The 26,019-nt window shown below is 47.5% G+C and carries 23 protein-coding genes and 2 tRNA genes; 14 read left to right on the plus strand and 11 right to left on the minus strand.

Translation table 11 applies throughout. The features are described from left to right. Positions 1-87: 87 nt before the first annotated feature. The 9 genes from DWW90_RS07380 to DWW90_RS07420 all read left to right on the plus strand — a co-directional run bounded on the left by DWW90_RS07380 (position 88) and on the right by DWW90_RS07420 (position 13,579). Entirely contained in the window at positions 88-1,641 is a 1,554-nt protein-coding gene (locus tag DWW90_RS07380) for an ATP-binding protein (protein WP_122344525.1), read from the plus strand. 263 nt (positions 1,642-1,904) lie between these two features. Then, the gene (locus DWW90_RS07385; RefSeq protein WP_115498221.1) at positions 1,905-2,285 is read left to right on the plus strand and encodes a GntR family transcriptional regulator; all 381 of its coding nucleotides are present in this window, start codon (positions 1,905-1,907) and stop codon (positions 2,283-2,285) included. Between the two features lie 5 nt (positions 2,286-2,290). After that, positions 2,291-3,178 carry a slipin family protein gene (locus tag DWW90_RS07390; protein WP_122332319.1) on the plus strand — a complete coding sequence of 296 codons (888 nt, stop codon included), beginning with the start codon at positions 2,291-2,293 and terminating at the stop codon, positions 3,176-3,178. 49 nt (positions 3,179-3,227) lie between these two features. Beyond that, entirely contained in the window at positions 3,228-4,979 is a 1,752-nt protein-coding gene (locus tag DWW90_RS07395) for an ABC transporter permease (RefSeq protein ID WP_122344526.1), read from the plus strand. Positions 4,980-5,139: 160 nt separating this feature from the next. Further along, entirely contained in the window at positions 5,140-6,339 is a 1,200-nt protein-coding gene (locus DWW90_RS07400) for a DUF4105 domain-containing protein (protein WP_122344611.1), read from the plus strand. Next, positions 6,312-7,913: an alkaline phosphatase family protein gene (locus DWW90_RS07405; RefSeq protein ID WP_122344527.1), complete on the plus strand. Its 1,602-nt coding sequence runs from the start codon at positions 6,312-6,314 to the stop codon at positions 7,911-7,913. Before DWW90_RS07400 ends, DWW90_RS07405 begins: the two co-directional genes overlap by 28 nt. 115 nt (positions 7,914-8,028) lie before the next feature. Next, positions 8,029-11,388 (plus strand): preprotein translocase subunit SecA, encoded by a 3,360-nt coding sequence (gene secA / locus DWW90_RS07410; protein WP_122344528.1) that lies wholly within the window; start codon positions 8,029-8,031, stop codon positions 11,386-11,388. Positions 11,389-11,598: 210 nt separating this feature from the next. Continuing rightward, positions 11,599-12,702 carry an alanine dehydrogenase gene (gene ald, locus DWW90_RS07415; RefSeq protein ID WP_122344612.1) on the plus strand — a complete coding sequence of 368 codons (1,104 nt, stop codon included), beginning with the start codon at positions 11,599-11,601 and terminating at the stop codon, positions 12,700-12,702. 151 nt (positions 12,703-12,853) lie between these two features. Beyond that, the gene (locus tag DWW90_RS07420) at positions 12,854-13,579 is read left to right on the plus strand and encodes a hypothetical protein (RefSeq protein ID WP_115498215.1); all 726 of its coding nucleotides are present in this window, start codon (positions 12,854-12,856) and stop codon (positions 13,577-13,579) included. Positions 13,580-13,647: 68 nt separating this feature from the next. Here DWW90_RS07420 and DWW90_RS07425 read toward each other — a convergent pair whose 3' ends face one another. From DWW90_RS07425 to DWW90_RS07475, 11 genes are all read right to left on the minus strand, one after another. After that, complete coding sequence (locus tag DWW90_RS07425) at positions 13,648-14,112, minus strand: AraC family transcriptional regulator (RefSeq protein ID WP_122344529.1); 465 nt, start codon at positions 14,110-14,112, stop codon at positions 13,648-13,650. A gap of 243 nt (positions 14,113-14,355) precedes the next feature. Beyond that, complete coding sequence (gene rseP, locus DWW90_RS07430) at positions 14,356-15,681, minus strand: RIP metalloprotease RseP (protein ID WP_122344530.1); 1,326 nt, start codon at positions 15,679-15,681, stop codon at positions 14,356-14,358. A 26-nt stretch (positions 15,682-15,707) separates the two neighbouring features. Further along, complete coding sequence (locus DWW90_RS07435) at positions 15,708-16,856, minus strand: 1-deoxy-D-xylulose-5-phosphate reductoisomerase (protein WP_122344531.1); 1,149 nt, start codon at positions 16,854-16,856, stop codon at positions 15,708-15,710. 5 nt (positions 16,857-16,861) lie between these two features. Continuing rightward, positions 16,862-17,734, minus strand: coding sequence for a M23 family metallopeptidase (locus DWW90_RS07440; RefSeq protein WP_115498212.1), 873 nt, complete (start codon positions 17,732-17,734; stop codon positions 16,862-16,864). A 15-nt stretch (positions 17,735-17,749) separates the two neighbouring features. Continuing rightward, complete coding sequence (gene rimM / locus DWW90_RS07445) at positions 17,750-18,271, minus strand: ribosome maturation factor RimM (protein ID WP_122332316.1); 522 nt, start codon at positions 18,269-18,271, stop codon at positions 17,750-17,752. Positions 18,272-18,282: 11 nt separating this feature from the next. Beyond that, positions 18,283-19,587, minus strand: a complete 1,305-nt coding sequence (gene murA / locus DWW90_RS07450; RefSeq protein WP_115498210.1) for a UDP-N-acetylglucosamine 1-carboxyvinyltransferase — start codon at positions 19,585-19,587, stop codon at positions 18,283-18,285. Then, entirely contained in the window at positions 19,584-20,195 is a 612-nt protein-coding gene (locus tag DWW90_RS07455) for a DUF4290 domain-containing protein (RefSeq protein ID WP_115498209.1), read from the minus strand. The genes murA and DWW90_RS07455 overlap by 4 nt, the downstream gene beginning before the upstream one ends. 106 nt (positions 20,196-20,301) lie before the next feature. Beyond that, a complete protein-coding gene (locus DWW90_RS07460; protein ID WP_122344532.1) occupies positions 20,302-20,976 on the minus strand; it encodes an RluA family pseudouridine synthase in 675 nt (224 codons plus the stop codon). A gap of 3 nt (positions 20,977-20,979) precedes the next feature. After that, on the minus strand, positions 20,980-21,726 hold the full coding sequence (gene fabG / locus DWW90_RS07465) for a 3-oxoacyl-[acyl-carrier-protein] reductase (RefSeq protein WP_115498244.1): 747 nt from the start codon (positions 21,724-21,726) through the stop codon (positions 20,980-20,982). A gap of 19 nt (positions 21,727-21,745) precedes the next feature. Then, complete coding sequence (locus DWW90_RS07470) at positions 21,746-22,690, minus strand: 3-oxoacyl-ACP synthase III family protein (RefSeq protein WP_115498207.1); 945 nt, start codon at positions 22,688-22,690, stop codon at positions 21,746-21,748. Between the two features lie 14 nt (positions 22,691-22,704). Then, complete coding sequence (locus DWW90_RS07475) at positions 22,705-23,292, minus strand: TetR/AcrR family transcriptional regulator (protein ID WP_304481831.1); 588 nt, start codon at positions 23,290-23,292, stop codon at positions 22,705-22,707. 270 nt (positions 23,293-23,562) lie between these two features. On the opposite strand from DWW90_RS07475, the gene DWW90_RS07480 reads away from it, so the two are divergent. The 5 genes from DWW90_RS07480 to DWW90_RS07500 all read left to right on the plus strand — a co-directional run bounded on the left by DWW90_RS07480 (position 23,563) and on the right by DWW90_RS07500 (position 26,015). Further along, positions 23,563-23,634 (plus strand) — tRNA-Met (locus DWW90_RS07480). A 335-nt stretch (positions 23,635-23,969) separates the two neighbouring features. Then, a complete protein-coding gene (locus DWW90_RS07485) occupies positions 23,970-24,881 on the plus strand; it encodes a DnaJ C-terminal domain-containing protein (protein ID WP_122344533.1) in 912 nt (303 codons plus the stop codon). A gap of 15 nt (positions 24,882-24,896) precedes the next feature. Continuing rightward, positions 24,897-25,214, plus strand: coding sequence for a chaperone modulator CbpM (locus tag DWW90_RS07490; protein ID WP_115498204.1), 318 nt, complete (start codon positions 24,897-24,899; stop codon positions 25,212-25,214). 135 nt (positions 25,215-25,349) lie between these two features. After that, positions 25,350-25,424, plus strand: a tRNA-Met gene (locus DWW90_RS07495). Positions 25,425-25,490: 66 nt separating this feature from the next. Continuing rightward, complete coding sequence (locus DWW90_RS07500; protein WP_122344534.1) at positions 25,491-26,015, plus strand: histidine phosphatase family protein; 525 nt, start codon at positions 25,491-25,493, stop codon at positions 26,013-26,015. Positions 26,016-26,019: the final 4 nt, after the last annotated feature.

Below are 26,019 nucleotides of genomic sequence, written 5' to 3' on the forward strand. Positions count from 1 at the left end.
ACGAGTACAGAAATTATCCGAAAAAATCTCACAAATGATTTGGAAGATTAGTATCTTTGTCTATCAATATTCAAAAATAGATATCCTATGAACGGCAAAATTTATCCTATCGGCATACAGAACTTTGAAAAGATTCGTGAAGACGGGTATTTCTATGTAGATAAGACAGCCTGGATTTACCAACTTGTAAAGACAGGCAGCTACTATTTTTTGAGCCGTCCGCGTCGTTTTGGGAAAAGCCTGCTGATTTCCACGCTTGAAGCCTATTTTCAGGGGAAAAAGGAGCTTTTTGAAGGGCTGGCTATGGAAAAGCTGGAAAAAGACTGGATTAAATATCCGATATTACACATTGATCTGAACACTCAGAAATATGATACACCGGAAAGCCTGGAAGATAAATTGAACGGCGTGTTATACGAATGGGAATGCCTTTACGGCACATCTCCAGCCGAGAAGTCTTTAGCGATGCGCTTTGAAGGAATTATCGAGCGGGCTTGCCGGAAAGAAGGGCAGCGCGTTGTTATTTTAGTTGACGAATATGATAAGCCGATGTTGCAAGCCATTGGCAACGAAGAACTCCAAAAAAGCTTCCGCGAAACGTTGAAATCTTTTTATGGAGCGCTGAAAAGTAAAGATGGCTATATTAAGTTCGGTATGCTGACCGGAGTAACCAAATTCGGAAAAGTAAGTGTTTTCAGCGACTTGAATAACTTGGACGATATTTCGATGCGGAAAGAATACATTGAAGTTTGTGGCATAAGCGAGCAGGAGCTCCATGACAATTTAGAACAAGAACTTCATGAATTTGCAAATGCACAAAATATAACATATGAAGAGATTTGCCACAAATTGAAAATGTATTACGACGGCTATCACTTTACATATAATACTGTTGGCATCTACAATCCGTTTAGCCTGTTGAACGCATTTAAATATAAAGAATTCAGTAGTTACTGGTTCGAGACCGGCACACCGACCTATTTGGTAACACTTCTGAGACTGCATCATTACGACCTGGAACAGATGGCACATGAAGAAACCACAGCTGACGTATTAAACAGCATAGATTCAGCCTCAACCAATCCTATCCCTGTCATTTACCAAAGTGGGTATCTGACTATTAAAGGATATGACAATCGTTTTGGGACGTATCGCCTTGGATTTCCGAATCGTGAAGTCGAAGAAGGGTTCATCCGTTTTCTACTTCCTTTTTATGCAAACAACATCGACAGAGTAGAGACCAACTTTGAAATCCAAAAATTCGTTCGGGAAATAGAGGCTGGAGATTATGATTCTTTCTTCCGTCGCCTGAAAAGTTTCTTTGCTGATACACCTTACGAATTAGCCCGTGATTTGGAGCTCCATTACCAAAACGTACTTTTCATTATATTCAAACTGGTTGGTTTCTATGTTAAGGCAGAATATCATACCAGTGAAGGACGCATCGACCTGGTTTTGCAAACCGATGAGTTTATTTACATCATGGAATTTAAACTGAACGGCACAGCAGAAGAGGCTTTGCAGCAAATCAACGACAAACATTACACACAACCATTTGAAACCGACAAACGCAAACTATTTAAGATCGGAGTAAACTTCAGCGCAAAAAGCCGGAATATAGAAAAATGGATTGTTGAATAGTTACATCTCCAACAGAATCTTCCGGAACCTTTCCTGATAAACTCATCCACATAGGGGCGGATTTCTTCTACTCCGCCGTGTATCGTGGGAATGCCATACGTTTGTCCCTGTAATCCTGCGCCTTATTAATAACAGCAATAAAAATTGCAAGATATTTGAATCACGTGCAAAAAATCTCACAAAAGATTTGGAAGATTAAAATCTTTCCGTACCTTTGTCATATAACAATAGTACAATGTTTGTATAATATAATATAGGAATTTATGATTAAGTTTGTATTAGATTATTCCAGCGGAGTGCCGGTCTACCGTCAGATTATCGACCAGATTATATTCGGTATAGCATCCGGGCAACTTAAGTTGGGCGAACAGCTTCCTACGGTCAGAGCGCTTGCCGTAGAGTTAAAAGTAAACCTCAACACGGTATCCAAAGCATATAAAGAACTGGAGATTAAAGACATTTTAGAGACTCAACAAGGAACCGGAACTTTTATCAACAAGACGGAAAACGTGATGCCGGAAAAGGAAAGGAATGATAAACTGAAAGAAATTTGCATACAGTTTTCTTCCGTTGCACACAGTTACGGCTTCAGCCTAAATGAAGTCATACGAGAACTAAAGAATATAGGAACTTCTAAAAAATAAAGATTATGACAACAAGTGTAATTAACAAGGGGCGATTCAATCCCATTTCCCTTTCCGTGTTGCTGATATTGCTTTGCGTATCGGTTGTGTTGTATGTTTTGCACATCATAAACATTCCGATGCTGGTGCTTCTGGTTATCTTTTCCGGATTACTGGCTTCCGCCATCTGCATTGCCGACCAATGGGAACGTGCTGTGGTGTTGCGTATGGGAAAATACAAAGGGTTAAAAGGCCCCGGTCCTTTTATGATCATCCCGATCATCGACACAGTCTCGGGTTATATCGACCAGCGGGTGCGGGTTAGTTCTTTCAAGGCGGAGCAGACGCTTACCAAAGATACGGTGCCGGTCAATGTGGATGCGGTCGTGTACTGGACGGTTTGGGATGCCGAAAAAGCAGCCCTGGAAGTGCAGGAATACCAGAAAGCCATCGAACACATCGCCCAAACCGGTTTAAGGGACACGATCGGCAAACATGAGCTGTCGACTCTCTTGCAGGAACGCGATAAAATCGCCGAAGACCTGCAACAGGTTTTAGACCATAACACAAGTCCCTGGGGCATCACCTGCCAAACCGTCGGCATCAACGACATCGCCATCCCGCAGGCTCTGGCCGACGCCATGAGTAAAGAAGCGCAGGCCGAGCGTGAAAGAAGAGCGCGTGTCATCTTGGGAACGGCCGAAACGGAGATTGCCGAAAAGTTCGAGCTGGCAAGCCGGAAGTACACCAATAATCCTGTCGCCTTGCATCTGAGAGGCATGAATATGTTATTTGAGGGCCTGAAAGAAAAAGGCTCTATGGTCATCGTTCCCAGTTCGGCACTCGATTCTATGAACCTGGGCGCTATGGGAGGCTTGGTTTCGTTAGCGAAGAGCGGCGAAACACCGGTCTGAGAACAACCGGATAACAACAACTATTAATTCACTTTAAATCACATCGGATATGAAAACAATCGCGCGAAACTTCCTGAGTGTGTTACGCCGTTTCAAAATGGCAACCATATTGAATGTGTTGGGATTGAGCATTGCCTTTGTGGCCTTTATGCTTATCATGATACAAGTGAATTATGACCTGGGCTTCGATTCTTGCCAGAAGAATGCCGGGTCGATATTCCGTTTGGATATCGAACAGGGCGGAAGCGCAAAAGCAATCGTCTGCCGCCCTTTCGCACGGGCGTTTATCGAATCGTCTCCACATATAAAAGAAGGATGTGTCATGGCAGCATGGTCGAACAACCTCCTGCTCTATGTGGAGCAAAACGGAAAACAGGTGAACTACGATGAAGATGTCTGGAGCGTTTCGCCCGAAATCATGCAGGTCTTCCATTTCGACATGCTGGAAGGCGACGCACAGTCGTTAGACGAGCCCAACAGCGTTATCATCCCTGAAAGTACAGCCCGGAGACTCTTCGGCAACGAATCGGCGATAAACAAACAACTGCACGTTTACATTCCGCAAATGGCTCCGATGACCGTCAAAGGCGTCTATAAGGATTTCCCCCGCAACTCTTCCCTGAAGAACTCGATGTACGCATCCATGAATCCGAAAGAAAGCTACGACGATTGGGAAAACTGGGGCTATCTGTTTTTCCTCCGCCTCGACGATCCAGCCAATAAAGAAAGTGTCCTGGAGAATTTCAGGAAGAACTTCAATACGAAAGAAATCCTCGAAAGCAACTTGTTCGGAGAAGACAAGGACGCGATCGTCTACCATCTGACCTCTTTGCCGGCTCTCCATTTCCTGACTAACGTGGATTTCGACACGATGCCGAAAGCGAGCCGCCAGACGATATTCGTTCTATTCTCCATCGCCTTTATCATCCTTATCATTGCCGGAATTAATTTTACAAACTTCAGCAGGATAGGACGCCGGATGCGGAACATGCTGATTGGTTTCCAACTCGCGGCCTCTCTTGTGTTAATCGTCGGAGCTTTGTTCATTCACCTGCAAAACTACTATATGCGGCATGCGCCGTTAGGTTATGACAAAAACGAAACTGTTGTCGCTCATTTAAATGTTAAGATCAACAGAAACCGGGAGGCATTCACGAATCGGTTGAAAGCATTCGCCGATGTAAAAGACGTCACCTATTCCCAATTCCTGTTATCCAGTCAGAAACAATACATGGGCTACGGGCGCGATTACAACGGTAAACCGATTACTTTCCAATGCATTCCCGTATCATCTTCCTTCCTGAAAGTTATGGGAATAGAAGTGACAGAAGGCCGGGATTTCCGCCCGGAAGACGATCAGAAAGAGACAGGTTGCTATCTGTTTAACGAAAAGGCGCGGGCGGAATATGGCCTGAAGTTGAATGAAAAGATAGAAGGGGCAGAAATTATCGGCTTCGTCCCCGACATCAAGTTCGCCTCTTTCCGCCAGGAAGTTGCACCAATGGCTTTTTACGTGTGGGGCAAGTACCAGTGGGGACAGGAAGGTCATTTCTACGACGTCGCCTACGTGAAGTTCAAGGCGGGCAGTGACCTGCGCGCGGGGATGAAATATGTACGCGAATCGTTAGCCGGGTTCGACAACGAATCTTCTTTCGATGTCCGTAGCTACGACGAAGTGCTGCAGCAGACTTACAAGCAGGAGTCGAACTTTGACTCACTGATTACATTGTCCAGCTTTGCCGCTATCTTCATCTTGATCGCAGGAGTATTCGGAAGAAGACTGGAAGGCCGGAGAAAATAATCCGCATCTCCGGCACTTTTTTCCCCTGTTCTGTCGTATCTTTGTTGCGCAGACAATCACGTGCAGTACACAAAAATTTACTGACGGACAGTCTGGAAATACAGGAATACGCAAAATCTATCGAATGAGCAAACAAAGGCTATAAATTATGGGGAATAAAATAAATAGGCACCTGATCCTTTCTTTATTACTTTTTTTCCTGTTGCCGCTTCAGGCGCAGACTCCACAGCTCAGCAACGATGCGAAGATCAGCCTGCTGACGGTTTCGCCGTCGGATGATGCGGTTTATACGGTTTACGGGCATTCGGCGCTCCGGGTGCAGGACGCGGCGCAAAAGATCGATGCGGTGTTCAACTACGGGATCTTCTCTTTTGCCAAACCTAATTTCATTTACCGCTTTGCCAAAGGGGAAACGGATTACCGGTTAGGCGTGGAACACTTCCGCGACTTTATGATCGAATATGAGATGCGGGGAAGCGAAGTGACGGAACAGGTGCTGGACCTCGACTCCATCACGAAGAACCGGATCTGGGAGGCCTTGCTCATCAATAACCGGCCGGAAAACAGAGTCTACCGGTATAATTTCTTTTTCGATAACTGCGCAACCCGTCCGGCAGCTATCGTGGAGGCGAACGTAGAAGGTAAGATGCTTTTTCCCGACTCGGGAAGGAAACAGACGTTCCGCGATATGATAAACGATTGCACCCGCAATCATCCCTGGCTGACATTCGGATGCGACCTGGCGTTGGGAAGCCCGACCGACCGCGTCGCGACGCCCCGCGAAGAGATGTTCCTGCCAGTATACCTGAAAGAGGCTTTCGGGAAGGCAACCGTCACCGGGACAGACGGTTCGGTCCGGAACCTGGTCGGCTCGGAACAAATCCTGACGGAAGGGATCACGGACGATACCGACATGGAGAGCGATCTCTTCACTCCGCTTGTCTGCTGCTGGACGTTTTTCCTGCTTGTGTTAGCGGTCACTTTTATCGAATGGCGCCGGAAAACATATTTCCGCATTGTCGACTGCGTCCTGTTTTTCATGGCGGGAATGGCAGGCGTCGTGATGTTCTTCCTCTGCTTCATTTCAACGCATCCGAGCATCTGGCCGAACTGGTCGATCGTCTGGTTACAACCATTTGATCTGATAGCTGTTATTTTGTTTGCAGTAAAAAAGTTAAGAAAGGCTGCATATTACTATCATTTTATTAACTTTGCGGCGCTTACGCTAATGCTGGCTGGCTGGTATTTCATTCCACAGCACTTAAATACAGCATTCATCCCTTTGGTAATGAGCCTTTGGCTGCGTTCGGGATATGGCGTTTACAGAAAAATATGGAACATCGGGTACGGAAAATACTAACATCGCTCATCGCAATTCTGGCAGCGACCAATATGGAGGCTCAACAGAGCACGCCCAAATTGGTTGTATGCATCACGGTTGACCAGTTGCGTGGCGATTACATCGAATACTTCTACAATACATTCGGCGAGCGCGGATTCAAGCGGTTGATGAATGAAGGACTGGTGTATAGCAATATCCGGTTTGAATTTTCCGATATCGACGAGGCCAGCGCTTTTGCCACCCTGTTTACCGGAAGCAACCCGAACTTCAACGGGATCTCCGGGACTAACACATACGATTTCGATAAAGACAGGGAAGTTTCGATCCTGAACGATCCGGATTATCTCGGCAACTATACTAAAGAGCATTATTCCCCCCGCAAACTAATCAGTTCCACCATCGGAGACGAACTGAAAATCGCCTCCAAAGGAAGAAGCGACGTTTACTCCATCGCTCCCAATCCGGAGAGCGCCATCATCTCGGCCGGACATGCGGCCAACGGTGCATTCTGGATGGACGATTACAACGGGAAATGGGCGACAACGACTTACTATAAAGGGCTTCCCTGGTATGTCGACCGCTACAATAACGGGCCGGAATCCTTGTCGGCACGCCTGGAACAGATGGCTTGGACACCGTCATTGCCGTTGGACAAATTCAATGCTTTCCCGTATGTGCTGGATGAAATTCCTTTCAAATATACATTTAAGGAAAACACAAACGAGTGTTTCTTCAACTTAAAGACCTCACCCTTTATCAATAAGGAAGTCAACCGCTTGGCGCTTCAATTCCTCGAATACGGAGCTTTCGGTACACGTTCTTGTCCGGATATGCTTGCCATCACTTATTATGCCGGCAACTATCGCGGAAACATGAACAAGGAATACACCCGCGAAATACAGGACACTTACTATCAACTGGATAAGGACCTGGAGGAATTGCTGGACAAGATCGACAAGAAGGTCGGGCTCAACAATACGCTGATCGTATTCACCGGTTCCGGCTATTACAAGAGCGAAGAAGAATACCCGGAAGGGATGCAGCTGATTAACGGCGAATTTCACCCGAAACGGTGCGTCGCCCTGCTCAATATGTACTTGATGGCTCTCTACGGCCAGCACACAAACTGGGTAAAGGGTTTCTATAACAACCAGATTTATCTGAACCGCAAAGCGATAGAAGATGCCAAGCTGGAACTGATCACCATACAGGAAAAGGCAGCCGAATTCCTGCGCGAGTTCAGCGGCGTACAGTTCGTTGCAACGGAAAATGTGCTCCGCACGGGCAACTGGAACGAAAAGACATCCCAATACCTGCACGGCACGCATCTGTCAAACCGTGGCGACCTGATCATCGAGTTGCAACCGGGATGGACCATCAACAATGACGATCCGAAAGCGAAAGTAAAAGTAATACGAAATAATGCAGTGATAACCCCGCTGGTATTTATGGGCAACGGTCTCAAACCGGAGCATATCTACCGCGAAGTAAAAGCCACAGAGGTAGCCCCTACGGTGACCCACGTGCTGAGGATCAGACCGCCAAATGCATCCCTCAGCTTGCCGCTCCGGGAATTGACAATCAAAAAATAAGGATTGAATCATCAGTTCCCCCGGTTTCAAACAATACTATTTTACAAACTAAATAAAAGAATAATAACGTCCGAAGATTAGGAGAATTCTTAATCTTCAATTCAATAATTATATCATGGGATTTAATGAATTTATGACGAAGCTGTTCGGCAACAAGTCGCAGCGTGACCTGAAAGAAATTACCCCGTATGTGGATAAGATCAAGGCCGTATATCCGTCAATCCAAAAGCTCTCGAACGACGAGCTTCGTGCAAAAACAGACGAGATCAAACAACGTATCCAGGACTATGTAGCCGATGAACGCGCCAAAGTGGAAGAACTGCGCAAAGGCATCGACGACAAAGAACTGGAAGAACGTGAAGCGATCTGGGCTGAAGTAGACAAGATCGAAAAAGAAATCACAGAAAAGATGGAAGTCGTACTGGAAGAATCTCTTCCGGAAGTATTCTCCATCATGAAAGATACGGCTCGCCGTTTCACAGAGAACGAAACGATCGAAGTGACAGCAAACGACTTCGACCGCAACCTGGCTACCAAATTCGACTTTGTGGAAATTGACGGCGACAAAGCCCTCTACCACAACCATTGGGTTGCCGGCGGTAACGAAATAACCTGGGACATGATCCACTACGATGTCCAGCTGTTCGGTGGTGTCGTTCTGCATAAAGGTAAGATTGCGGAAATGGCGACCGGTGAAGGTAAAACATTGGTGGCAACCCTGCCGGTATTCCTGAACGCGTTGACACGTAATGGTGTGCATGTCGTAACCGTAAACGACTACCTGTCCAAACGTGACTCGGAATGGATGGGCCCGCTCTATATGTTCCACGGGCTTTCCGTTGACTGTATCGACAAACACCAGCCGAACTCCGATGCCCGTCGTGCGGCTTACAATGCAGATATCACATTCGGTACGAACAACGAATTCGGTTTCGACTACCTGCGCGACAATATGGCGATCAGCCCGAACGACCTGGTACAGCGCAAACACAACTATGCGATTGTCGATGAGGTCGACTCCGTATTGATCGATGATGCCCGTACGCCGTTGATCATCTCCGGTCCGATCCCCCGCGGTGAGGAACAGTTGTTCGAACAGTTCCGCCCGAACGTAGAAGTGGTTGTTAATGCACAGAAAGACCTTTGCTCCAAATTCCTGATCGAAGCTAAGAAGAAAATGGCAAGCAGCGACCAGAAAGAGGTGGAAGAAGGTTCCATCCAGCTCTACCGCTCTTTCAAGGGATACCCGCGCAACAAGGCGCTTATCAAATTCCTGAGCGAACAGGGTGTTAAGGCCCAGATGTTGAAGACGGAAGAATACTTCATGTCTGAAAACATGCGCCATATGCACGAAGCGACAGACGAACTGTACTTCGTGATCGACGAAAAAAACAACAGCATCGAACTGACAGATAAAGGTATCGACCTGCTAACCGGTAACTCGGACGACGCGACATTCTTCGTATTGCCCGATATCACCTCACAGCTCTCCGAACTGGAGCACATCCAGAACGAGGAAGAAAGACAGGCCAAGAAAGACGAACTGCTCGCCAACTATTCTGTCAAGAGCGAACGTGTGCATACGATCAACCAGCTGTTGAAGGCTTACACCTTGTTTGAAAAGGACGACGAATACGTGGTGATGGACAACAAGGTCATGATCGTAGACGAACAGACGGGTCGTATCATGGACGGACGCCGTTACTCGGACGGTCTGCACCAGGCTATCGAAGCCAAGGAACGTGTGAAAGTGGAAGCTGCCACACAGACATTCGCAACGATCACCCTGCAGAACTACTTCCGTATGTATCACAAGCTGTCAGGTATGACCGGTACGGCTGAGACGGAAGCAGGCGAATTCTGGGACATCTATAAACTGGATGTTGTCGTAATCCCGACAAACCGCCCGATCGCCCGTAACGATATGAACGACCGCATCTACAAGACCAAGCGCGAGAAGTATAACGCCGTAATCGAAGAGATCGTGCAGTTGACCGAAGCCGGACGTCCGGTACTGGTCGGTACGACATCTGTCGAAATCTCCGAATTGCTGAGTCGTATGCTTACGATGCGCAAGATCAAACATAACGTATTGAATGCGAAGTTACACCAGAAGGAAGCCGAGATCGTGGCAACAGCCGGACAAACCAGTACGGTGACAATCGCTACCAACATGGCCGGTCGTGGTACCGACATCAAGCTGTCGCAGGAAGTGAAAGCTGCCGGCGGTTTGGCTATCATCGGTACGGAACGTCACGAAAGCCGCCGCGTAGACCGCCAGTTGCGTGGTCGTGCCGGACGTCAGGGTGACCCGGGTTCTTCTGTATTCTTCGTTTCTTTAGAAGACGACTTGATGCGTCTGTTCGCTTCCGAAAAGATTGCCGGACTGATGGACAAGTTAGGATTCAAGGAAGGCGAAGTGTTGGAGCACAGCATGCTGAGCAAGTCTGTGGAACGTGCACAGAAGAAGGTGGAAGAAAACAACTTCGGTATCCGTAAACGCCTGTTGGAATACGACGACGTGATGAACTCACAGCGTAACGTGATCTACACCCGCCGCCGTCACGCCTTGATGGGAGAACGTATCGGACTGGACGTGTTGAACACGATTTATGATACTTCCGTTGCAATCGTCGACCAGCATTCGGATGGCGATTACGAAGGCTTCAAGCTGGAACTGTTCAAGACGTTCGCTATGGAATGTCCGTTCACAGAAGAGGAATTCAAGAGCGAAAAGGCGGATAAACTGGCCGACAGACTGTTCGACGAAGCACTGCAACTGTTCAAACGCCGTATGGAACGCATGACACAGGTTGCCAACCCGGTTATCAAACAGGTTTACGAACACCAGGGAGCGATGTATGAAAACATCATGATCCCGATCACAGACGGCAAACGCATGTATAATGTTTCCTGCAACCTGAAAGAAGCATACGAAACTGAAAGCAAGGCGATCACAAAAGCATTCCAGAAATCAATCGTCCTGCATACGATCGACGAAGCCTGGAAAGAACACCTGCGTGAAATGGACGAACTGCGCCACTCGGTACAGAACGCCAGCTACGAAAACAAAGATCCTCTGTTGATCTACAAGCTGGAATCATACAACCTGTTCAAGAACATGGTAGATGTGATGAACCGCAAGACAGCAGCCGTCCTGATGCGTGGTCAGATCCCTGTCCGCGAAGAACCGACCGAAGAAGAAAAGCAGGCTATGGCAGCCCGCCAGGCAGCAGCCGAAGAAGCAGCCCGCCAGCGTATCGCCATCCAGAAAGCCGAGGCCGAACGTCACCAGGACATGAGCAAATATCGTGCAGTAAAAACCGATATCACCGGTAACAATGATCCGGAAGCCCGTGCACCGCAACAGCCGCGCCAGGAACCGGTTCGCGCAGAAAAACGCGTAGGCCGCAACGATCCTTGCCCTTGCGGAAGCGGTAAGAAATACAAGAACTGTCACGGACAGGGTTTATAATCCTCTCCTATCAATAAAGCGAAGGCGGCCCAAAAGGTCGCCTTTGTTCGTATTCACCAAATGCAGATCATTGCAAAAATAAGTCTGCGTACCTCTGCGTCGTCTGCGCCTGTCTGCGTCCGGTAATTTCGAAAAAATAACATTGCCGAAATATCATTTTGTCAGATTATTCGTATATTGGAGGCCAATAAACCATTAAATACTAACAATATGATCATCGGAATTCCTAAAGAGATTAAGAACAATGAGAACCGCGTGGCACTTACGCCCGCCGGTGCAAAGGAGTTGGTAACACGAGGACACACCGTGTATGTACAGCATACAGCCGGTGAAAACAGCGGATTTCCGGATGCAGCCTATGAGGCGGCAGGCGCCCAGATCCTCCCCTCTATCGGAGATGTATATAAGATTGCCGAGATGATCGTCAAAGTAAAAGAACCTATCGCAGCCGAGTATCCGCTCGTACGAAAAGGACAATTAGTATTCACCTATTTCCATTTCGCTTCCGACGAGAAACTGACATTAGCCATGATGGAAAGCGGCTCTATCTGCTTAGCATACGAAACGGTCGAGAATCCGGACGGTACGCTTCCGCTGCTGATCCCCATGAGTGAAGTCGCCGGCCGCATGTCCGTACAGGAAGGTGCCCGTTTCCTTGAAAAGCCGCAAGGCGGAAAAGGCATCCTGCTGGGTGGCGTTCCGGGTGTCAAGCCCGCCAAAGTGCTGGTGTTGGGCGGCGGCGTGGTCGGACATAACGGAGCCCTGATGGCTGCCGGTATGGGTGCGGATGTCACGATTGCCGATATCTCCCTGCCACGCCTGCGCTATCTGGACGAGATCATGCCGTCCAATGTCAAGACATTATATTCTTCCACCCATAACATCGAACAGGAACTTCCGACAACCGACCTCGTGATCGGTGCCGTCCTGATTCCGGGAGCCAAAGCGCCCCATCTCATAACCCAGGAGATGCTCAAGTTGATGAAGAAAGGCAGTGTGCTGGTAGACGTCGCCATCGACCAGGGCGGCTGCTTCGAGACCTCACACCCGACGACCCATGCCGATCCGATCTTCGAAGTGGAAGGGATCGTACACTATTGCGTAGCCAATATTCCGGGGGCCGTTCCACAGACTTCCACCCTCGCCCTCACCAACGCCACGCTTCCCTACGTCCTGAAGTTGGCGGACAAAGGATGGCGGAAGGCTTGCGAAGAAGACAAAGGGCTGGCGCTCGGTCTTAATATCGTGGAAGGCAACATCGTCTATCCGGCAGTAGCGGAAGCATTCGAACTGCCTTGCTCCACCGTTCTATAAAATGATACAAACAATATAAAAAACATAGGGGCAGCGAAAACGTTGCCCCTTCATATTCTTTATAAATCTAAAAAAACACAAAAACCTTTTGTCCCTTACATCACACTTACTACCTTAGTCGAATTAATTTTAAAATATACATTTAATCACCATGAAGAAAATTATCTTATTACTGGCTTTTTGCCTGAGCGTAGGCAATTTATTCGCTCAAGATGCAAACGCAGACAAATTGCGTGAAGAAGGAGATGCAGCCATGACTGCTAAAAACTATCCTGAAGTTGTCACCAAGTACAGCGAATTTCTGAAACTGACGAACTATGAAGATGAAAGCCGTATCTTTAACTGCGCCTTTGCAGCCTTTAATGCAAAACAGTTTGACAACGCTATCAAATTCTACGACATGGCCATCCAGAAAGGCTATAAAGTCGACGACGCTTACGTAGGGAAAGCAATGTCTTTGCGTAGCCAGGACAAAGCAGCCGATTTCACAACAACAGTCGAAGCAGGTTTAAAAGTCAACCCGCAAAATACCAATTTGGAGAAATTACTCTACGGTTATTGCATGAAAAAAGGACAGGCAGCCCAGAAAGCCGGCAAGACAGACGAAGCGGAAGAACTGTTCAAAGACGTACTGGTTGTCGGTAACAAGACATATAAAGGCAACGCCCTCTACAGCCTCGGCGTAATGTTTTACAATGCAGGTGCTAAAATCCTGACAGATGCCACTCCTATCGCAACATCCGATCCGGACAAATACGCTGCCGAAAAGAAGAAAGCAGACGCCCAGATGGCAAAAGCAAAAGGTTACCTGGAGCAGGCAATCGCCTTGAACCCGGCAGATGCCAATTCCAAAAAGATTCTGGATGCTATCAAATAAATAAACCGGAGACTTAAAAAAACAACGATAAGAGAGGGGAATTTTACGATATTCCCCTCTCTTTTTCCTTAAAAATGATATTTCCGCGGGCGAGTATAGTCCCAAGTACTCCTGTATTCAAACGGCTGCTTCCCGGTATGCAACTTGAAAAAGCGGGAAAAACACTCCGGACTGTTAAAACCTATACAAACCCCTATCTGTCCGATCGGCATACTCGTCTTTTCCAGATATTCACGTGCAATCAGAACCAGGTAACGGTCGCGCCATTGTACAGCCGTTATGCCGCTCATCGCACGCACAGCCCCACCCAAATCGGACGTAGAAACTCCCATTTCCTTAGCATAAACGGAGATTTCCACATGTTTCAGAACCCGTACCAGACAGGCAAAAGTATCCATAAAATCATTGCCACTCGGCCGATTCCCGTGAAAATCGCGTGGAATACCTTGCCAAAGCTCTTCTTCAGTCGCTTCGCGATCAGAGGCAGTCACATAAACATCTTCTGGAAGTATTTTCTTGTATTTATAATCCATGACAGTCTATTTTTTTAGGTTATCGGGGATAAGATTCGAATAAAAACGGATTAAAAAAGCCGTTGCGAGATATTTTTTGACTAAAAATCAAATAGCGATCAACTCTATCCGCATAGATTTGATCGCTATTTGATTTTTAATCAGAAACAACGCTGTATATTTGATTCAATATAATCATATAATCAAAAAGACAACCATTGATTTGATTGCAATTTACAAAGATATCAAATCTACCGTCGATTCTTACTTGAAGAAGTACCGGAAGATGTCGTTTCCGTTCGCATAAATCAACAAGGCGAACAGGAGGAACATGCCGGTGACCTGCGCATATTCGAGGAACTTGTCGCTCGGCTTGCGGCGGGCAATCACTTCATAGATCAGGAACATCACATGTCCGCCGTCCAATGCCGGGATAGGCAATATGTTCATAAAGGCAAGGATGATGGAAAGGAATGCCGTCCTCATCCAGAATGTCTGCCAATCCCATTCGGCAGGGAACAGGTTTCCGATCGTTCCGAAACCGCCTAAGCTGGAAGCGCCTTCTTTCGTAAAGACATATTTCATGTCGCTCACATAGCCTTTCAACGTATTCACGCCCAACATAACGCCGGCGGGGAATGATTCAAGGAAGCTATATTTGCGAGTCACGGTCTGATATATATCAAAATAAGAGAGAGAATAAACGCCTAACTTGCCTGCCGTATCAGTACGCAATGTCAAGGACTGCGGGGCGCCAGCGCGGTAAAATCCGACCATGATATCTTTATCCTTATTCTGCGCCAATATTTCTCCGACTTCATAAAAAGTAGGCGTCATAACACCATTGATCGACACGATACTGTCCTTCGGTTGCAGCCCGGCAATAGCGGCAGGCGAATCATTTCCGGCAAGCTCGCGCACGACCATCGGGAAACGGTAAGCGGCAAAACCTTGCTTGTCACGCATAAAGCGCTGTGCCATATCTTCGGGGATGGGAATGATGGTTTCCACACCGTCGCGCAGGACTGTTACAGTCTGTGCATTGAGCACATGGCGCAAGCAATCTTCACCGAAACGTTCCAGTTCCGTATCGTCAGCCCGCAAAAGGACATCGCCGTCACGAAAGCCTACGTTATGGAAAGTTTCGCTGTAATCCATACCGGCTTTCACGTTCTTCAAAGGCAGGTAGGTATCACCCCAGGTAAACAATACCATCGAATAGATAAAGAGAGCCAGCAAGAAATTGAACAATACGCCGGCAATCATAATCATCAACCGTTGCCCGGCTGGTTTGGAGCGGAACTCGTAAGGCTTGGGCGGTTGTGCCATTGCCTCTTTGTCCATGCTCTCGTCTATCATACCGGATATCTTGCAATAACCTCCCAAGGGAAGCCAGCCGACGCCGTATTCCGTTTCACTGTTTTTAGGCTTGAACTTGAATATCGAAAACCAGGGGTCGAAAAAGAGGTAGAACTTCTCTACCCTGACCTTAAAGATACGGGCAAAGATAAAATGCCCGAACTCGTGGACCAGGACCAATATCGATAAGCTCAGAATGAGCTGTAGTGCCTTAACCAAAAATGTTTCCATCTATTATTCTTTAATTTATATATTCTTTAAAACAAACTCGCCGCTATGCGCCGCGCCTCCGCATCTGTCGCCACATAGTCGTCATAGGTGGGGACAGGGATAAAGGTGGCTTTTGCCATTGTTTTTTCGATCACTTCACTCATCTGCAAGAAACCGATCTCGTCGCGCAGGAAAGCAGCCACCACCACTTCGTTAGCCGCATTCAGGATACAAGGCATATTCCCGCCTTTCCGGATGGCATCGAAAGCAAACGCAAGGTTGCGAAAACGCTCCATGTCGGGCTCTTCAAAAGTAAGCGTTGCATATTGGCTGAAATCCAGACGGGGCGCTTTACTGTGCAACCGTTTAGGATAAGAGAAGGCATAGCTGATCGGCAGCTTCATATCGGGAATACCCAACTGTGCCATCACCGCGCCGTCCTCGAACTGAACCATCGAATGGATCACGGATTGCGGATGTACAACGACCTGTATCTGTTCCGGAGTCACTCCGAACAGCCATTTCGCCTCGATCATCTCAAAGCCCTTATTCATCATGGAAGCCGAATCGATCGTGATCTTGGCGCCCATACTCCAGTTCGGATGTTTCAATGCTTGCGCCTTGGTAACAACAGCCAGTTCTTCCATAGTCTTCGTCCGGAAAGGACCGCCGGAAGCCGTCAGTAATATCTTCTCGACCTGATTCTCCCATTCCCCCGCTAAACACTGGAAAATAGCAGAATGTTCAGAATCGACAGGAAGGATCGGCACCTTATGTTCGACAGCCAACGCTGTGATCAATTCGCCTGCCACGACCAGGGTTTCCTTGTTTGCCAACGCGATCGCCTTGCCTGCTTTGATGGCGGCAATCGTCGGTTTCAGACCGGCATAGCCCACCATAGCCGTCAGGACCATATCGATCGGTTCCGACTGGACCACCTGGGCTATTGCATCCGAACCCGCCCACACTTTGATGGGAAGGTCTTCCAGCGCCTCTTTCAATTCGGGATATTTCTGCTCGTTGGCGATCACCACCACTTCGGGCATATATTTACGTGCCTGGTTGATCAGGAGATCGACCTGATTATTGGCAGTGAGAGCATATACTTCAAAAAGGTCGGGATGTTCGCTGACAACTTCCAGTGCCTGCGTCCCGATAGAACCTGTAGAGCCTAATATGGCCAAGCTTCTTTTCATGCGTATTAAAATGCTATATATTCTTCGGGGTTAACCGGACTGCCTTTATACCACAACTCAAAATGGAGATGAGGGCCTGTCGACAGTTTCCCCGTATTGCCTACCAGAGCGACGGCTTCACCCGCCACAACACGGTCGCCCACCTCTTTCAGCAATAGTTCATTATGTTTATAGATCGATAAAAAACCGTTCTTATGCTGTACCTGTATCACATTTCCGGAGTTCGGATCGAAACCGGCAAAGATCACCGTGCCGTCCAACGTTGCCAGCACACTCTCTTTCGGAGCGGCCACCAGATCGACCCCGTAATGGCGGATATTGGCATCATAATGGGCAGAGACAACACCGTTTACCGGCTTGTAGAAGAAGACCCCGTCGGTCGGAACCGGGTTCGGGTCCAGCACAGCCAGGTTATATTTCTCCGCCTCCTCAAACTCTTTTACAAATTTCGTTTCTTCCTTGCTGCGCGGAATCTCATAATCCGGATTGACACGCGCCAGCGAATCGATCTCGCGAATCGAATCGATCGGCATCGTCCCCGACAGGATACCGGCGACATTATTCAGATAAAGGGATTGAATCTGTATCATCCTTTCTAACGAATCAGCACGCAAGGCGTTTTGCATGATCTCTTTCCGGACTTCCACATCCAGATAACCCGGCAGGTAGTTTCGTATCGGCGTCTTAATAATGATCAACGATGTGAAAACAATCAGCAGGAAAGCGAACAAGCCCAACATGGCAAACGCGGAAAGCTGCGACAAACGGAACGACCATACTTCCTCCAATGTACTTTCGTTGAAGAAAGACAGCTTATATTTAAACCGAATCCGGTGCCAGAATGATTTTGTGTTTGTTCGTTTTTGCTTACGTGCCATGTGTATTCATCAATTTCATAAATCCAGCAAGCCGTCCGGAATGGACACGACCAGCTTTTTATTCTCGTGATCAGCCGACAGGATCAGCTCTTCGACAGCCGGCAACAGGAGTTCCTCGCCATTATGGTCGATCTGCAGGAGTACATTGAGCGTCGATTCGTCGACATCGGTCACCTCTCCTATCTCGCCATGTACCCCGTCTATGACGGTATAGCCTATAAAGCTGTCCCACGTCATATCTCCGACCAGATCATCTTCATCCACCTCATCGAGCGGGTAGAACACTTCGCGGTTGGAAAATTCGCGGGCTGCCTTTTCATCGTCCACATTCTTCAACTTCAGCAAAATGACTGTGTCCGTTTTATAACGGTACTCTTCGATAAAAAAAGGGACCAGGATTCCGTCCATCTCGCAGACGATATACGGATCATCCGAATCATCGAATACGTCACTGTTCGTCACTAATGCGATCTCCCCTTTTATGCCATGAGGTTTGGCAAACTGTCCTATCTTGAAAACGTCTTCTTTCTTTATCATGACAAGAATGTTTAAAGTCGGGTAATACGTGCCCCGATGCTATTCAACCGTTTGTCAATATTCTGATATCCGCGGTCTATCTGGTCGATGTTATGGATACGGCTGGTCCCTTCGGCGCTCATAGCGGCAATCAGCAGGGCGATACCGGCACGGATATCCGGAGACACCATATTGGAAGCACGCAGTTTGAAGCGGTTTCCCAGACCGATCACAGTTGCCCGGTGCGGATCACAAAGGATAATCTGCGCTCCCATATCGATCAGTTTGTCGACAAAAAAGAGACGGCTCTCAAACATCTTCTGATGGATCAGCACGCTGCCGACCGCCTGTGTCGCTACAACAAGGAAGACACTCAGCAAGTCCGGCGTCAGTCCCGGCCAGGTCGCATCGGCAATTGTCATGATAGAACCGTCGATAAATGTCTCGATCTCATAAGAATCGTGTGCCGGGATATGGATATCGTCTCCCATCTGTTCGACAGTGATCCCGAGGCGGCGGAATGAATCGGGAATAATTCCCAACATTTCATAGCCTGTATTCTTAATCGTAATGTCGGAACCGGTCATAGCGGCCATTCCGATGAAACTGCCGACCTCGATCATATCCGGCAGGATCGTATGTGTCGTACCGCCCAACGCCTCAACCCCTTCAATCGTCAGCAGATTGGAGCCGACACCCGAAATACGGGCTCCCATGCGGTTCAGCATGGAGGAAAGTTGTTGCAGGTATGGTTCGCAGGCAGCATTATATATCGTTGTTTTTCCTTCCGCCAGCACAGAAGCCATCAGGATATTAGCCGTACCGGTCACAGAAGCTTCGTCGAGCAGCATATACGCACCTTTCAGCTTCTTGGCTTCAATTTCGTACAACTGACGGTCCGGATCATAACCAAAGCTGGCACCTAATTTCTGTATGCCGACAAAATGAGTATCCAGACGGCGACGTCCGATCTTATCTCCTCCCGGTTTCGGGAGCAATGCCTTTCCGAAACGGGCGACCAAAGGCCCGACAATCATCACCGAACCGCGAAGGGAACTGCTCTTACGCAGAAACTCGTCCGTTTCGAGATAATTCAAGTCGACGGCATCCGCCTGAAAAGTATAAGTATCGGCTGCCGGGCGCTCCACCTTCACCTGCATCTCACGCAAGAGCTGGATCAGGTTGTTCACATCCAGGATATCGGGGACATTATGAATCGTCACTTTCTCCGGCGTAAGCAGTGTCGCGCAGATCACCTGCAGGGCCTCGTTCTTCGCGCCCTGGGGTACAATCTCACCGGACAGCCGGTAACCGCCTTCTATGACAAATGAACTCATCGGCCTTTACGTGAATAGTTCTTTTTGCTGCCGCCGCTGTTTGTATTGTTGCGCGCGAGGATATCACGACTTTCCGCCAGCTTATGCACCTCTTCATCCAACACAATCTGTCCTTCCGACAGTTCGTCCAAATCTTTAAAGATCTTCCGGTCGTCAACTGACTCCTTATTCCAAGTCAGGAACGACTTCTTCATCTGGGTAGCCAACAATTTGACAAGTTGGTCTTTCTCGGCTCCCGGCTCAAATTCCGTTGCTTTCTGGATCATCTTTTCAAGCGTCTTTCCATAATGACGATACCGGATGCGCTGGTTGTTATACGGCAAACGCGGCGGACGCGAGTAAAGGTCTTCCTTGCGTATGATCTCATACGGATAATCGATATCCAGTTTAAAATCAGCCATGATAGCCAGATGGTCCCACAAAATATGCTTGAAGTCATTTACATCGCGCAAATGGGGAAACATGTTTCCCATGATGTTAATTATAGAATCGGCACAGCGTTTACGTTCTTCCCTGTCCTGAATAGCGACACAATAATCTACCATATTCTGTATATTACGTCCGTACTCAGGCATCACTAATTTCTTTTCTTCTGTATTATATTTCATTACAAATTCTGTTTATCCGACAAAGTTACAGATTATAATTGACTTAAGCAAGACGGTCCCGTAACAGGAAATACGGCAGGGGAAGTTTTTATAGTTTTTACAGTTTTCAACTTTCAACTGTAAACGCTTTCCAAAGCGCATCCTCCGGAACAGGTGCGACAATGCTGACCGGTTCTTTTGAGACAGGATGGATAAATTCGGCGCTGCGGGAATGCAGGCTGATACCGCCGTCGGGGTTGGAACGGGGAAAACCGTATTTCAAGTCGCCTTTGATGGGACAGCCCATTTTGGCAAGCTGGCAACGGATCTGATGATGACGGCCGGTTTTCAGGTCTATGGCCAATAGATAATAATTGTCCGAACGGGCAATTACTTTATAGTGCAGGATTGCTTTCTTGGCATCTGCCCGTTCCGTGTCGTAAGCATAACTCTTGTTTTGCTTCTCATTGCGGACAAGCCAGTTCACCAGTTCGCCTTCTTCAGCCGGCGGACAGTTCTTGACGATCGCCCAATAGGTCTTCTTCACCTCACCTACACGAAACATTTCATTCAGACGGGAAAGCGCCTTGCTTGTCTTGGCAAACAGAACGACACCGCTGACCGGGCGATCCAGCCGGTGCGTAACGCCTACAAAGACATTACCGGGTTTACAATACTTCTCTTTCAGCCACGCCTTAAGCATGTCCGAAAGAGGAGTATCACCGGTTTTATCTCCTTGTACAATCTCGCGGCAAGTCTTGTTTACCGCAATAATATGATTGTCTTCGTAGATAACTTCCATATATTACATGTTCATGCCACCGTCAACCTGGATCACCTGGCCGGATACGTAAGAAGACATATCGGAAGCCAGGAATGTAGCGATGTTAGCCACATCTTCAGGCGTACCGCCGCGACGCAGAGGGATCTTCTTTGCCCACTCGGCCTTAATCTCTTCCGACAAGGCAGCCGTCATATCTGTCATGATAAAGCCCGGAGCGATTGCGTTGGCACGGATGCCACGTGAACCTAATTCCTGTGCAACAGACTTAGCCAGACCGATCATACCTGCTTTGGAGGCGGAATAGTTGCTCTGGCCGGCATTACCGTGTACACCGACAACAGATGCCATATTGATAATGCTGCCTGAACGCTGTTTCATCATCACCGGAGTACAAGCGTGGATAAAGTTGAAAGCAGACTTCAGATTGACACCGATAACAGCATCCCACTGGCCTTCGCTCATACGCATCATCAGGCCGTCTTTCGTGATACCGGCGTTATTCACCAGAATATCTACACGACCGAAGTCTTTTACCACTTCAGCGACCACGTTATGTGTTTCTTCAAAATTGGCAGCGTTGGAAGCATAACCTTTTGCTTTTACGCCCAATGCTTCAATCTCTTTCTGGGTAGCCAGACCGTTTTCGTCGATCACCAGGTCCGTGAATGCAATGTTTGCGCCTTCGGCTGCGAACTTCAATGCGATAGCTTTGCCGATACCGCGTGCGGCACCGGTAATGATTGCCACTTTTCCTTCTAATAATTTCATATTCATTTCGTTTTTAGATTCAACATTTAATCAGACAGGCTCCTGCCGAATAACCACCGCCGAACACGGTGATAGCCACCAGGTCGCCTTTCTTGAAACTATGGTCGTTCTGAGCATACACCAATGCGGAACTAACAGAACCGGTATTGCCTAATTCTTCAATATTATGCAGGAACTTTTCTTCCGGCAGTTCGAGTTGCTTGGCTATATTGGACATGATACGCATATTAGCCTGATGACCGATGAAGTAAGTCAGGTTGTCCAGTGTGTAACCATTCTTCTCTAACAGGAAGAGCACATTCTTCGGCATATAGGTACAAGCCTGGATAAAGACATCACGTCCTTCCGGCATCATGATACCGCCGTCGCACGGACGGAGATGCACGGCATCCGGTGCTTTGCCCAGATGGCCGAGTCCTTGCGTAAAGACTTCCACCACTTCCGGGTCTGTATCCGACACACGTTCCTTTGAAATAAAGAAAGCTGCTGCCGCATCGCCCCAGAGGTGACCGGCTTTCGGGTCCGTTTCATTATAATAAGCAGAGTTCTTGTCCGCAGAAAGAATCAATGCTTTTGTTGCTTTTCCCATAGCGAAATATCCCTCCACTACTTCCAGCGCATTCAAGAAAGAAGAACAGGCGGAAGAAAGATAGAGTGCTTTTGCGTTCTCGATATTAAATTCGTGCTGGACAAGATGGGCAGCAGTCGCTACCGTATCATAAGGGGAATAAGAGGCTGATATAATCAAGTCTACTTCCGTGATGTCATACGGTAATTTGGGAAGGGCATTGCGGACAGCATCCATACTCATCGTATTAATATTTTCCTCCGCTTTTGCTTTGGAGCGGGAACGAATTCCTGTACGTTGTTCAATCCACTCGCTTGTCAGCCCGTTTAACTCTAAAAAATGTTGGTTATCTACCCGTTCTTCAGGCACATAAAACCCTGTTGCATTAATAAACATTCCTCAGTATTGTGTTACTTTATCTTTATACCATTGAATATTAAATTCATTACATTATCTCTCCGTTTAATCCGCTGGCTGATGTTGTCTCCCATGATTCCACGTATATACGGCACTTCCAACCCTTTCAGGGCATGATGAAGAACAATTGCCGTAATTTCAGTATCGGGCATATCAAAGATACCTTCTTTCACTCCGGCGTCCAGAATACCGTGTATCATCTCTGTTTCACGGATGTCGAAGTTCTTCCTGATTTTCTCTACACGCCATATATCACGGAAAAAGGTTGCTCTCAGCGTCCCGTTACGGAACACCAGCGCTTTAACAGCATCCAGCCTGGCATAAAGAAACGTCATTAACTTCTCATCTGCCGGAAGGTCTTTCTCAGCCACATCCTGCAGCATCTTGTACAACTGGTCCAACTCGGATTCGACCACTGCCAGATAAATCTCGTTCTTACTCTTAAAGTACGTGTAAAGCGTACGTCTTCCTTTTTTGGATGCCTGTGCAATATCGTTCATTGTCGTATTATCCACCCCCATGCGGGCAAACAATTGTCTGGCCACATCCACCAACATCTCACGTGTTTTAGAAACTGTCATCGGCATTTGTATTGCACATTTTGATTAAAACTGTGCGCAAAAGTACCGGAAAAATTATTAACTACCAAAAACATGTTTACATTTTATCCAAACAAACCTTTATAATAGAGATATGGACCAATCCTTTTATAATAAGACAGAACTTATGCAGACAAAGCCTTCCCGGAGATTACTTCCAGACCAAAACGAAAGAAAATACCCGGAAAGTTTGTTTTATTAAAAATAATCCGTACCTTTGCACTCGCAATCAGGAAATGATCGCAACTATATCGCGGAGTGGAGCAGTGGTAGCTCGTTGGGCTCATAACCCAAAGGTCGTAAGTTCGAGTCTTGCCTCCGCAACAATAAAAGCCTTCGGTTCTTTTGAACCGGAGGCTTTCTTATTACCACCTAACTATGCTCCTCTATTGCATGTCACAACTGTATTCTTTCCATGTCACAACTGTCTTCCTTCTATGTTACAGCTGGATTTCTTTTGTTTCACAGCTGTAACATGAATAGCAGGCAGGTATGGAGGGGCCACACATTCCGCATCGTTCATTCTATCTGCCGGGTTGTTCCTTCCTCTACGACACAAACATACACATGAAGTCCGGTTTGAACTCTCTGGCACGTTTGTTGTTATTTTATATATGTATTGAAACAAAGAAAAAGCAGACTTAACAACATATATAAATATGGCCTATATAGATTATTACAAGATTTTAGGAGTGGACAAGAGCGCTTCGCCGGAAGATGTCAAAAAGGCATACAAGAAGCTGGCGCGGAAATACCATCCCGATCTGAACCCTAATGATCCGGATGCACACCGCAAGTTTCAGGAAATAAATGAAGCCAACGAGGTGTTGAGCGACCCGGAGAAACGTAAGAAATACGACCAGTACGGAGAGAACTGGAAACATGCCGACGAGTTTGAAGCCCAGCAACAACAATACCGCCAATATCAGAGCCAGAACGGACAGGGCGGCGGCACTTACTGGAGCACATCAGGCGACGGCAGCGAGTTCTCCGACTTCTTCGAGCAGATGTTCGGAGGCATGGGCGGCAGAAGCAGCTACAGCAGCAGAGGCAGCCAAGGTTTCCGCGGACAGGACTATACGACAGAATTGCAGGTTTCCCTGGCAGAGGCAGCCAAGACACACAAGCAGATTATTACGGTAAACGGCAAGAACCTGCGTATCACAATCCCGGCCGGTATTACAAACGGACAGACCATCAAACTGAAAGGCCAGGGCGGTCCGGGCGTGAACGGCGGACCGGCAGGCGACCTGTACATCACGTTCCACATTCCCGAAGACAGCCGGTTCAAGCGGGTGGGCGACGACCTTTACATCACCGCTCCGTTAAACCTCTACACGGCGATCCTCGGCGGGGAACAGATTGTAGAGACAATGGACGGAAAAGTAAAACTCAAAGTAAACCCGGGAACCCAAAACAATAGCAAAGTACGGTTGAAAGGAAAAGGATTCCCCGTTTACAAAGAGGACGGAAAGTTTGGCGACCTGATAGTCACCTACTCTATCGATATCCCGACTAACCTGACGGACAAGCAGAAAGAGCTGTTCCGCGAGATACAGAGTCTTAATTAAAAAAACAAGATTGTTATGCAAACAGATTTAATCATAGTCAGTGAATACTGCCAGATATGCCATATCGAACCGTCATTCCTTTACATGCTGGAAAAGGGCGGACTGATAGAGATCGACACCGTAGAAGGAGAAAGCTACCTGCCTGCATCCCAACTGTACGATGTTGAACGATACACCCGTATGTACTACGACCTGTCCATCAATGTGGAAGGAATAGACGCCATCCATCATCTGTTGGACCGGATCAAGTCCATGCAGCAGGAAATTAATCATCTGAAGAGCAAACTGAGGTTATACGAAACGGGTAATCATGAATCGATAGCAGATTTATAAACTGTCAAATTGCTGTTTCATAGGCTCCAATAGACTGGGTACAAGAATATATTACAAACTATTTGTAAATAAATTTGGTTTGTAAGAATATTTTTGTACCTTTGCACTCGCAATCAGGAATGATCGCAACTATATCGCGGAGTGGAGCAGTGGTAGCTCGTTGGGCTCATAACCCAAAGGTCGTAAGTTCGAGTCTTGCCTCCGCAACCAGTAAAAGAGAATCAAGCAATTGGTTCTCTTTTTTTATTTACCTTTGCCGCCAAATAAGGAACAATCATGAAACAGATAGAATTAATCCTGAGCCGTCACGGCGAAACGGAAGAAAACAAACAGCATATCATGCAGGGCCAACTACCCGGCCACCTGTCGGAACTGGGAAAGCAGCAAGCTGAAGCATTGGCCGAAAAGCTGGATAACGAAGAGTTAGGTGTGATCGTATGCAGCGATCTGGCACGCAGCTACGACACGGCGATGGCTGTCGCACGCAAGAAAGGATTACAACCGGTAGCCACTCCCCTGCTCCGGGAAATGGACTGGGGCGTCTATACCGGAAAAGTGGCGGATGAGATGGATTTCACCACGCTGCCTGAAAGTGTGGAGACAATCGAAGCGATGTATAAGAGGGCCGGAGAGTTTATCGATTTCCTGAAAAAAGAGTTCCCGGGAAAACGGGTTCTGGCAATCGGGCACGGCGGTTTCAATCGTGCCATCGTAGTACGACTGGAAAAACGCGCCCCCGAACAGATGCTTGAATTGCCGATCATGAAGAATACGGCATGTATGCGTTTCACACTGCCGTAATCTT

The sequence above is a fragment of the Parabacteroides sp. AF17-28 genome (assembly GCF_003479205.1).
GTDB classification, from domain to species: Bacteria; Bacteroidota; Bacteroidia; order Bacteroidales; family Tannerellaceae; genus Parabacteroides; species Parabacteroides acidifaciens.

What these genes read in the sequence shown, in the direction of transcription:
- ald (WP_122344612.1), top strand. Translation starts at nt 11,599, where the DNA reads ATGATCATCGGAATTCCTAAAGAGATTAAGAACAATGAGAACCGCGTG.
- DWW90_RS07425 (WP_122344529.1), bottom strand. Translation starts at nt 14,112, where the DNA reads ATGGATTATAAATACAAGAAAATACTTCCAGAAGATGTTTATGTGACT.
- DWW90_RS07490 (WP_115498204.1), top strand. Translation starts at nt 24,897, where the DNA reads ATGCAAACAGATTTAATCATAGTCAGTGAATACTGCCAGATATGCCAT.
- rimM (WP_122332316.1), bottom strand. Translation starts at nt 18,271, where the DNA reads ATGATAAAGAAAGAAGACGTTTTCAAGATAGGACAGTTTGCCAAACCT.
- fabG (WP_115498244.1), bottom strand. Translation starts at nt 21,726, where the DNA reads ATGAAATTATTAGAAGGAAAAGTGGCAATCATTACCGGTGCCGCACGC.
- DWW90_RS07475 (WP_304481831.1), bottom strand. Translation starts at nt 23,292, where the DNA reads ATGACAGTTTCTAAAACACGTGAGATGTTGGTGGATGTGGCCAGACAA.
- DWW90_RS07380 (WP_122344525.1), top strand. Translation starts at nt 88, where the DNA reads ATGAACGGCAAAATTTATCCTATCGGCATACAGAACTTTGAAAAGATT.
- secA (WP_122344528.1), top strand. Translation starts at nt 8,029, where the DNA reads ATGGGATTTAATGAATTTATGACGAAGCTGTTCGGCAACAAGTCGCAG.
- DWW90_RS07440 (WP_115498212.1), bottom strand. Translation starts at nt 17,734, where the DNA reads ATGGCACGTAAGCAAAAACGAACAAACACAAAATCATTCTGGCACCGG.
- DWW90_RS07385 (WP_115498221.1), top strand. Translation starts at nt 1,905, where the DNA reads ATGATTAAGTTTGTATTAGATTATTCCAGCGGAGTGCCGGTCTACCGT.
- DWW90_RS07485 (WP_122344533.1), top strand. Translation starts at nt 23,970, where the DNA reads ATGGCCTATATAGATTATTACAAGATTTTAGGAGTGGACAAGAGCGCT.
- rseP (WP_122344530.1), bottom strand. Translation starts at nt 15,681, where the DNA reads ATGGAAACATTTTTGGTTAAGGCACTACAGCTCATTCTGAGCTTATCG.
- DWW90_RS07435 (WP_122344531.1), bottom strand. Translation starts at nt 16,856, where the DNA reads ATGAAAAGAAGCTTGGCCATATTAGGCTCTACAGGTTCTATCGGGACG.
- murA (WP_115498210.1), bottom strand. Translation starts at nt 19,587, where the DNA reads ATGAGTTCATTTGTCATAGAAGGCGGTTACCGGCTGTCCGGTGAGATT.
- DWW90_RS07500 (WP_122344534.1), top strand. Translation starts at nt 25,491, where the DNA reads ATGAAACAGATAGAATTAATCCTGAGCCGTCACGGCGAAACGGAAGAA.
- DWW90_RS07420 (WP_115498215.1), top strand. Translation starts at nt 12,854, where the DNA reads ATGAAGAAAATTATCTTATTACTGGCTTTTTGCCTGAGCGTAGGCAAT.
- DWW90_RS07460 (WP_122344532.1), bottom strand. Translation starts at nt 20,976, where the DNA reads ATGGAAGTTATCTACGAAGACAATCATATTATTGCGGTAAACAAGACT.
- DWW90_RS07405 (WP_122344527.1), top strand. Translation starts at nt 6,312, where the DNA reads ATGGAACATCGGGTACGGAAAATACTAACATCGCTCATCGCAATTCTG.
- DWW90_RS07395 (WP_122344526.1), top strand. Translation starts at nt 3,228, where the DNA reads ATGAAAACAATCGCGCGAAACTTCCTGAGTGTGTTACGCCGTTTCAAA.
- DWW90_RS07470 (WP_115498207.1), bottom strand. Translation starts at nt 22,690, where the DNA reads ATGTTTATTAATGCAACAGGGTTTTATGTGCCTGAAGAACGGGTAGAT.
- DWW90_RS07390 (WP_122332319.1), top strand. Translation starts at nt 2,291, where the DNA reads ATGACAACAAGTGTAATTAACAAGGGGCGATTCAATCCCATTTCCCTT.
- DWW90_RS07455 (WP_115498209.1), bottom strand. Translation starts at nt 20,195, where the DNA reads ATGAAATATAATACAGAAGAAAAGAAATTAGTGATGCCTGAGTACGGA.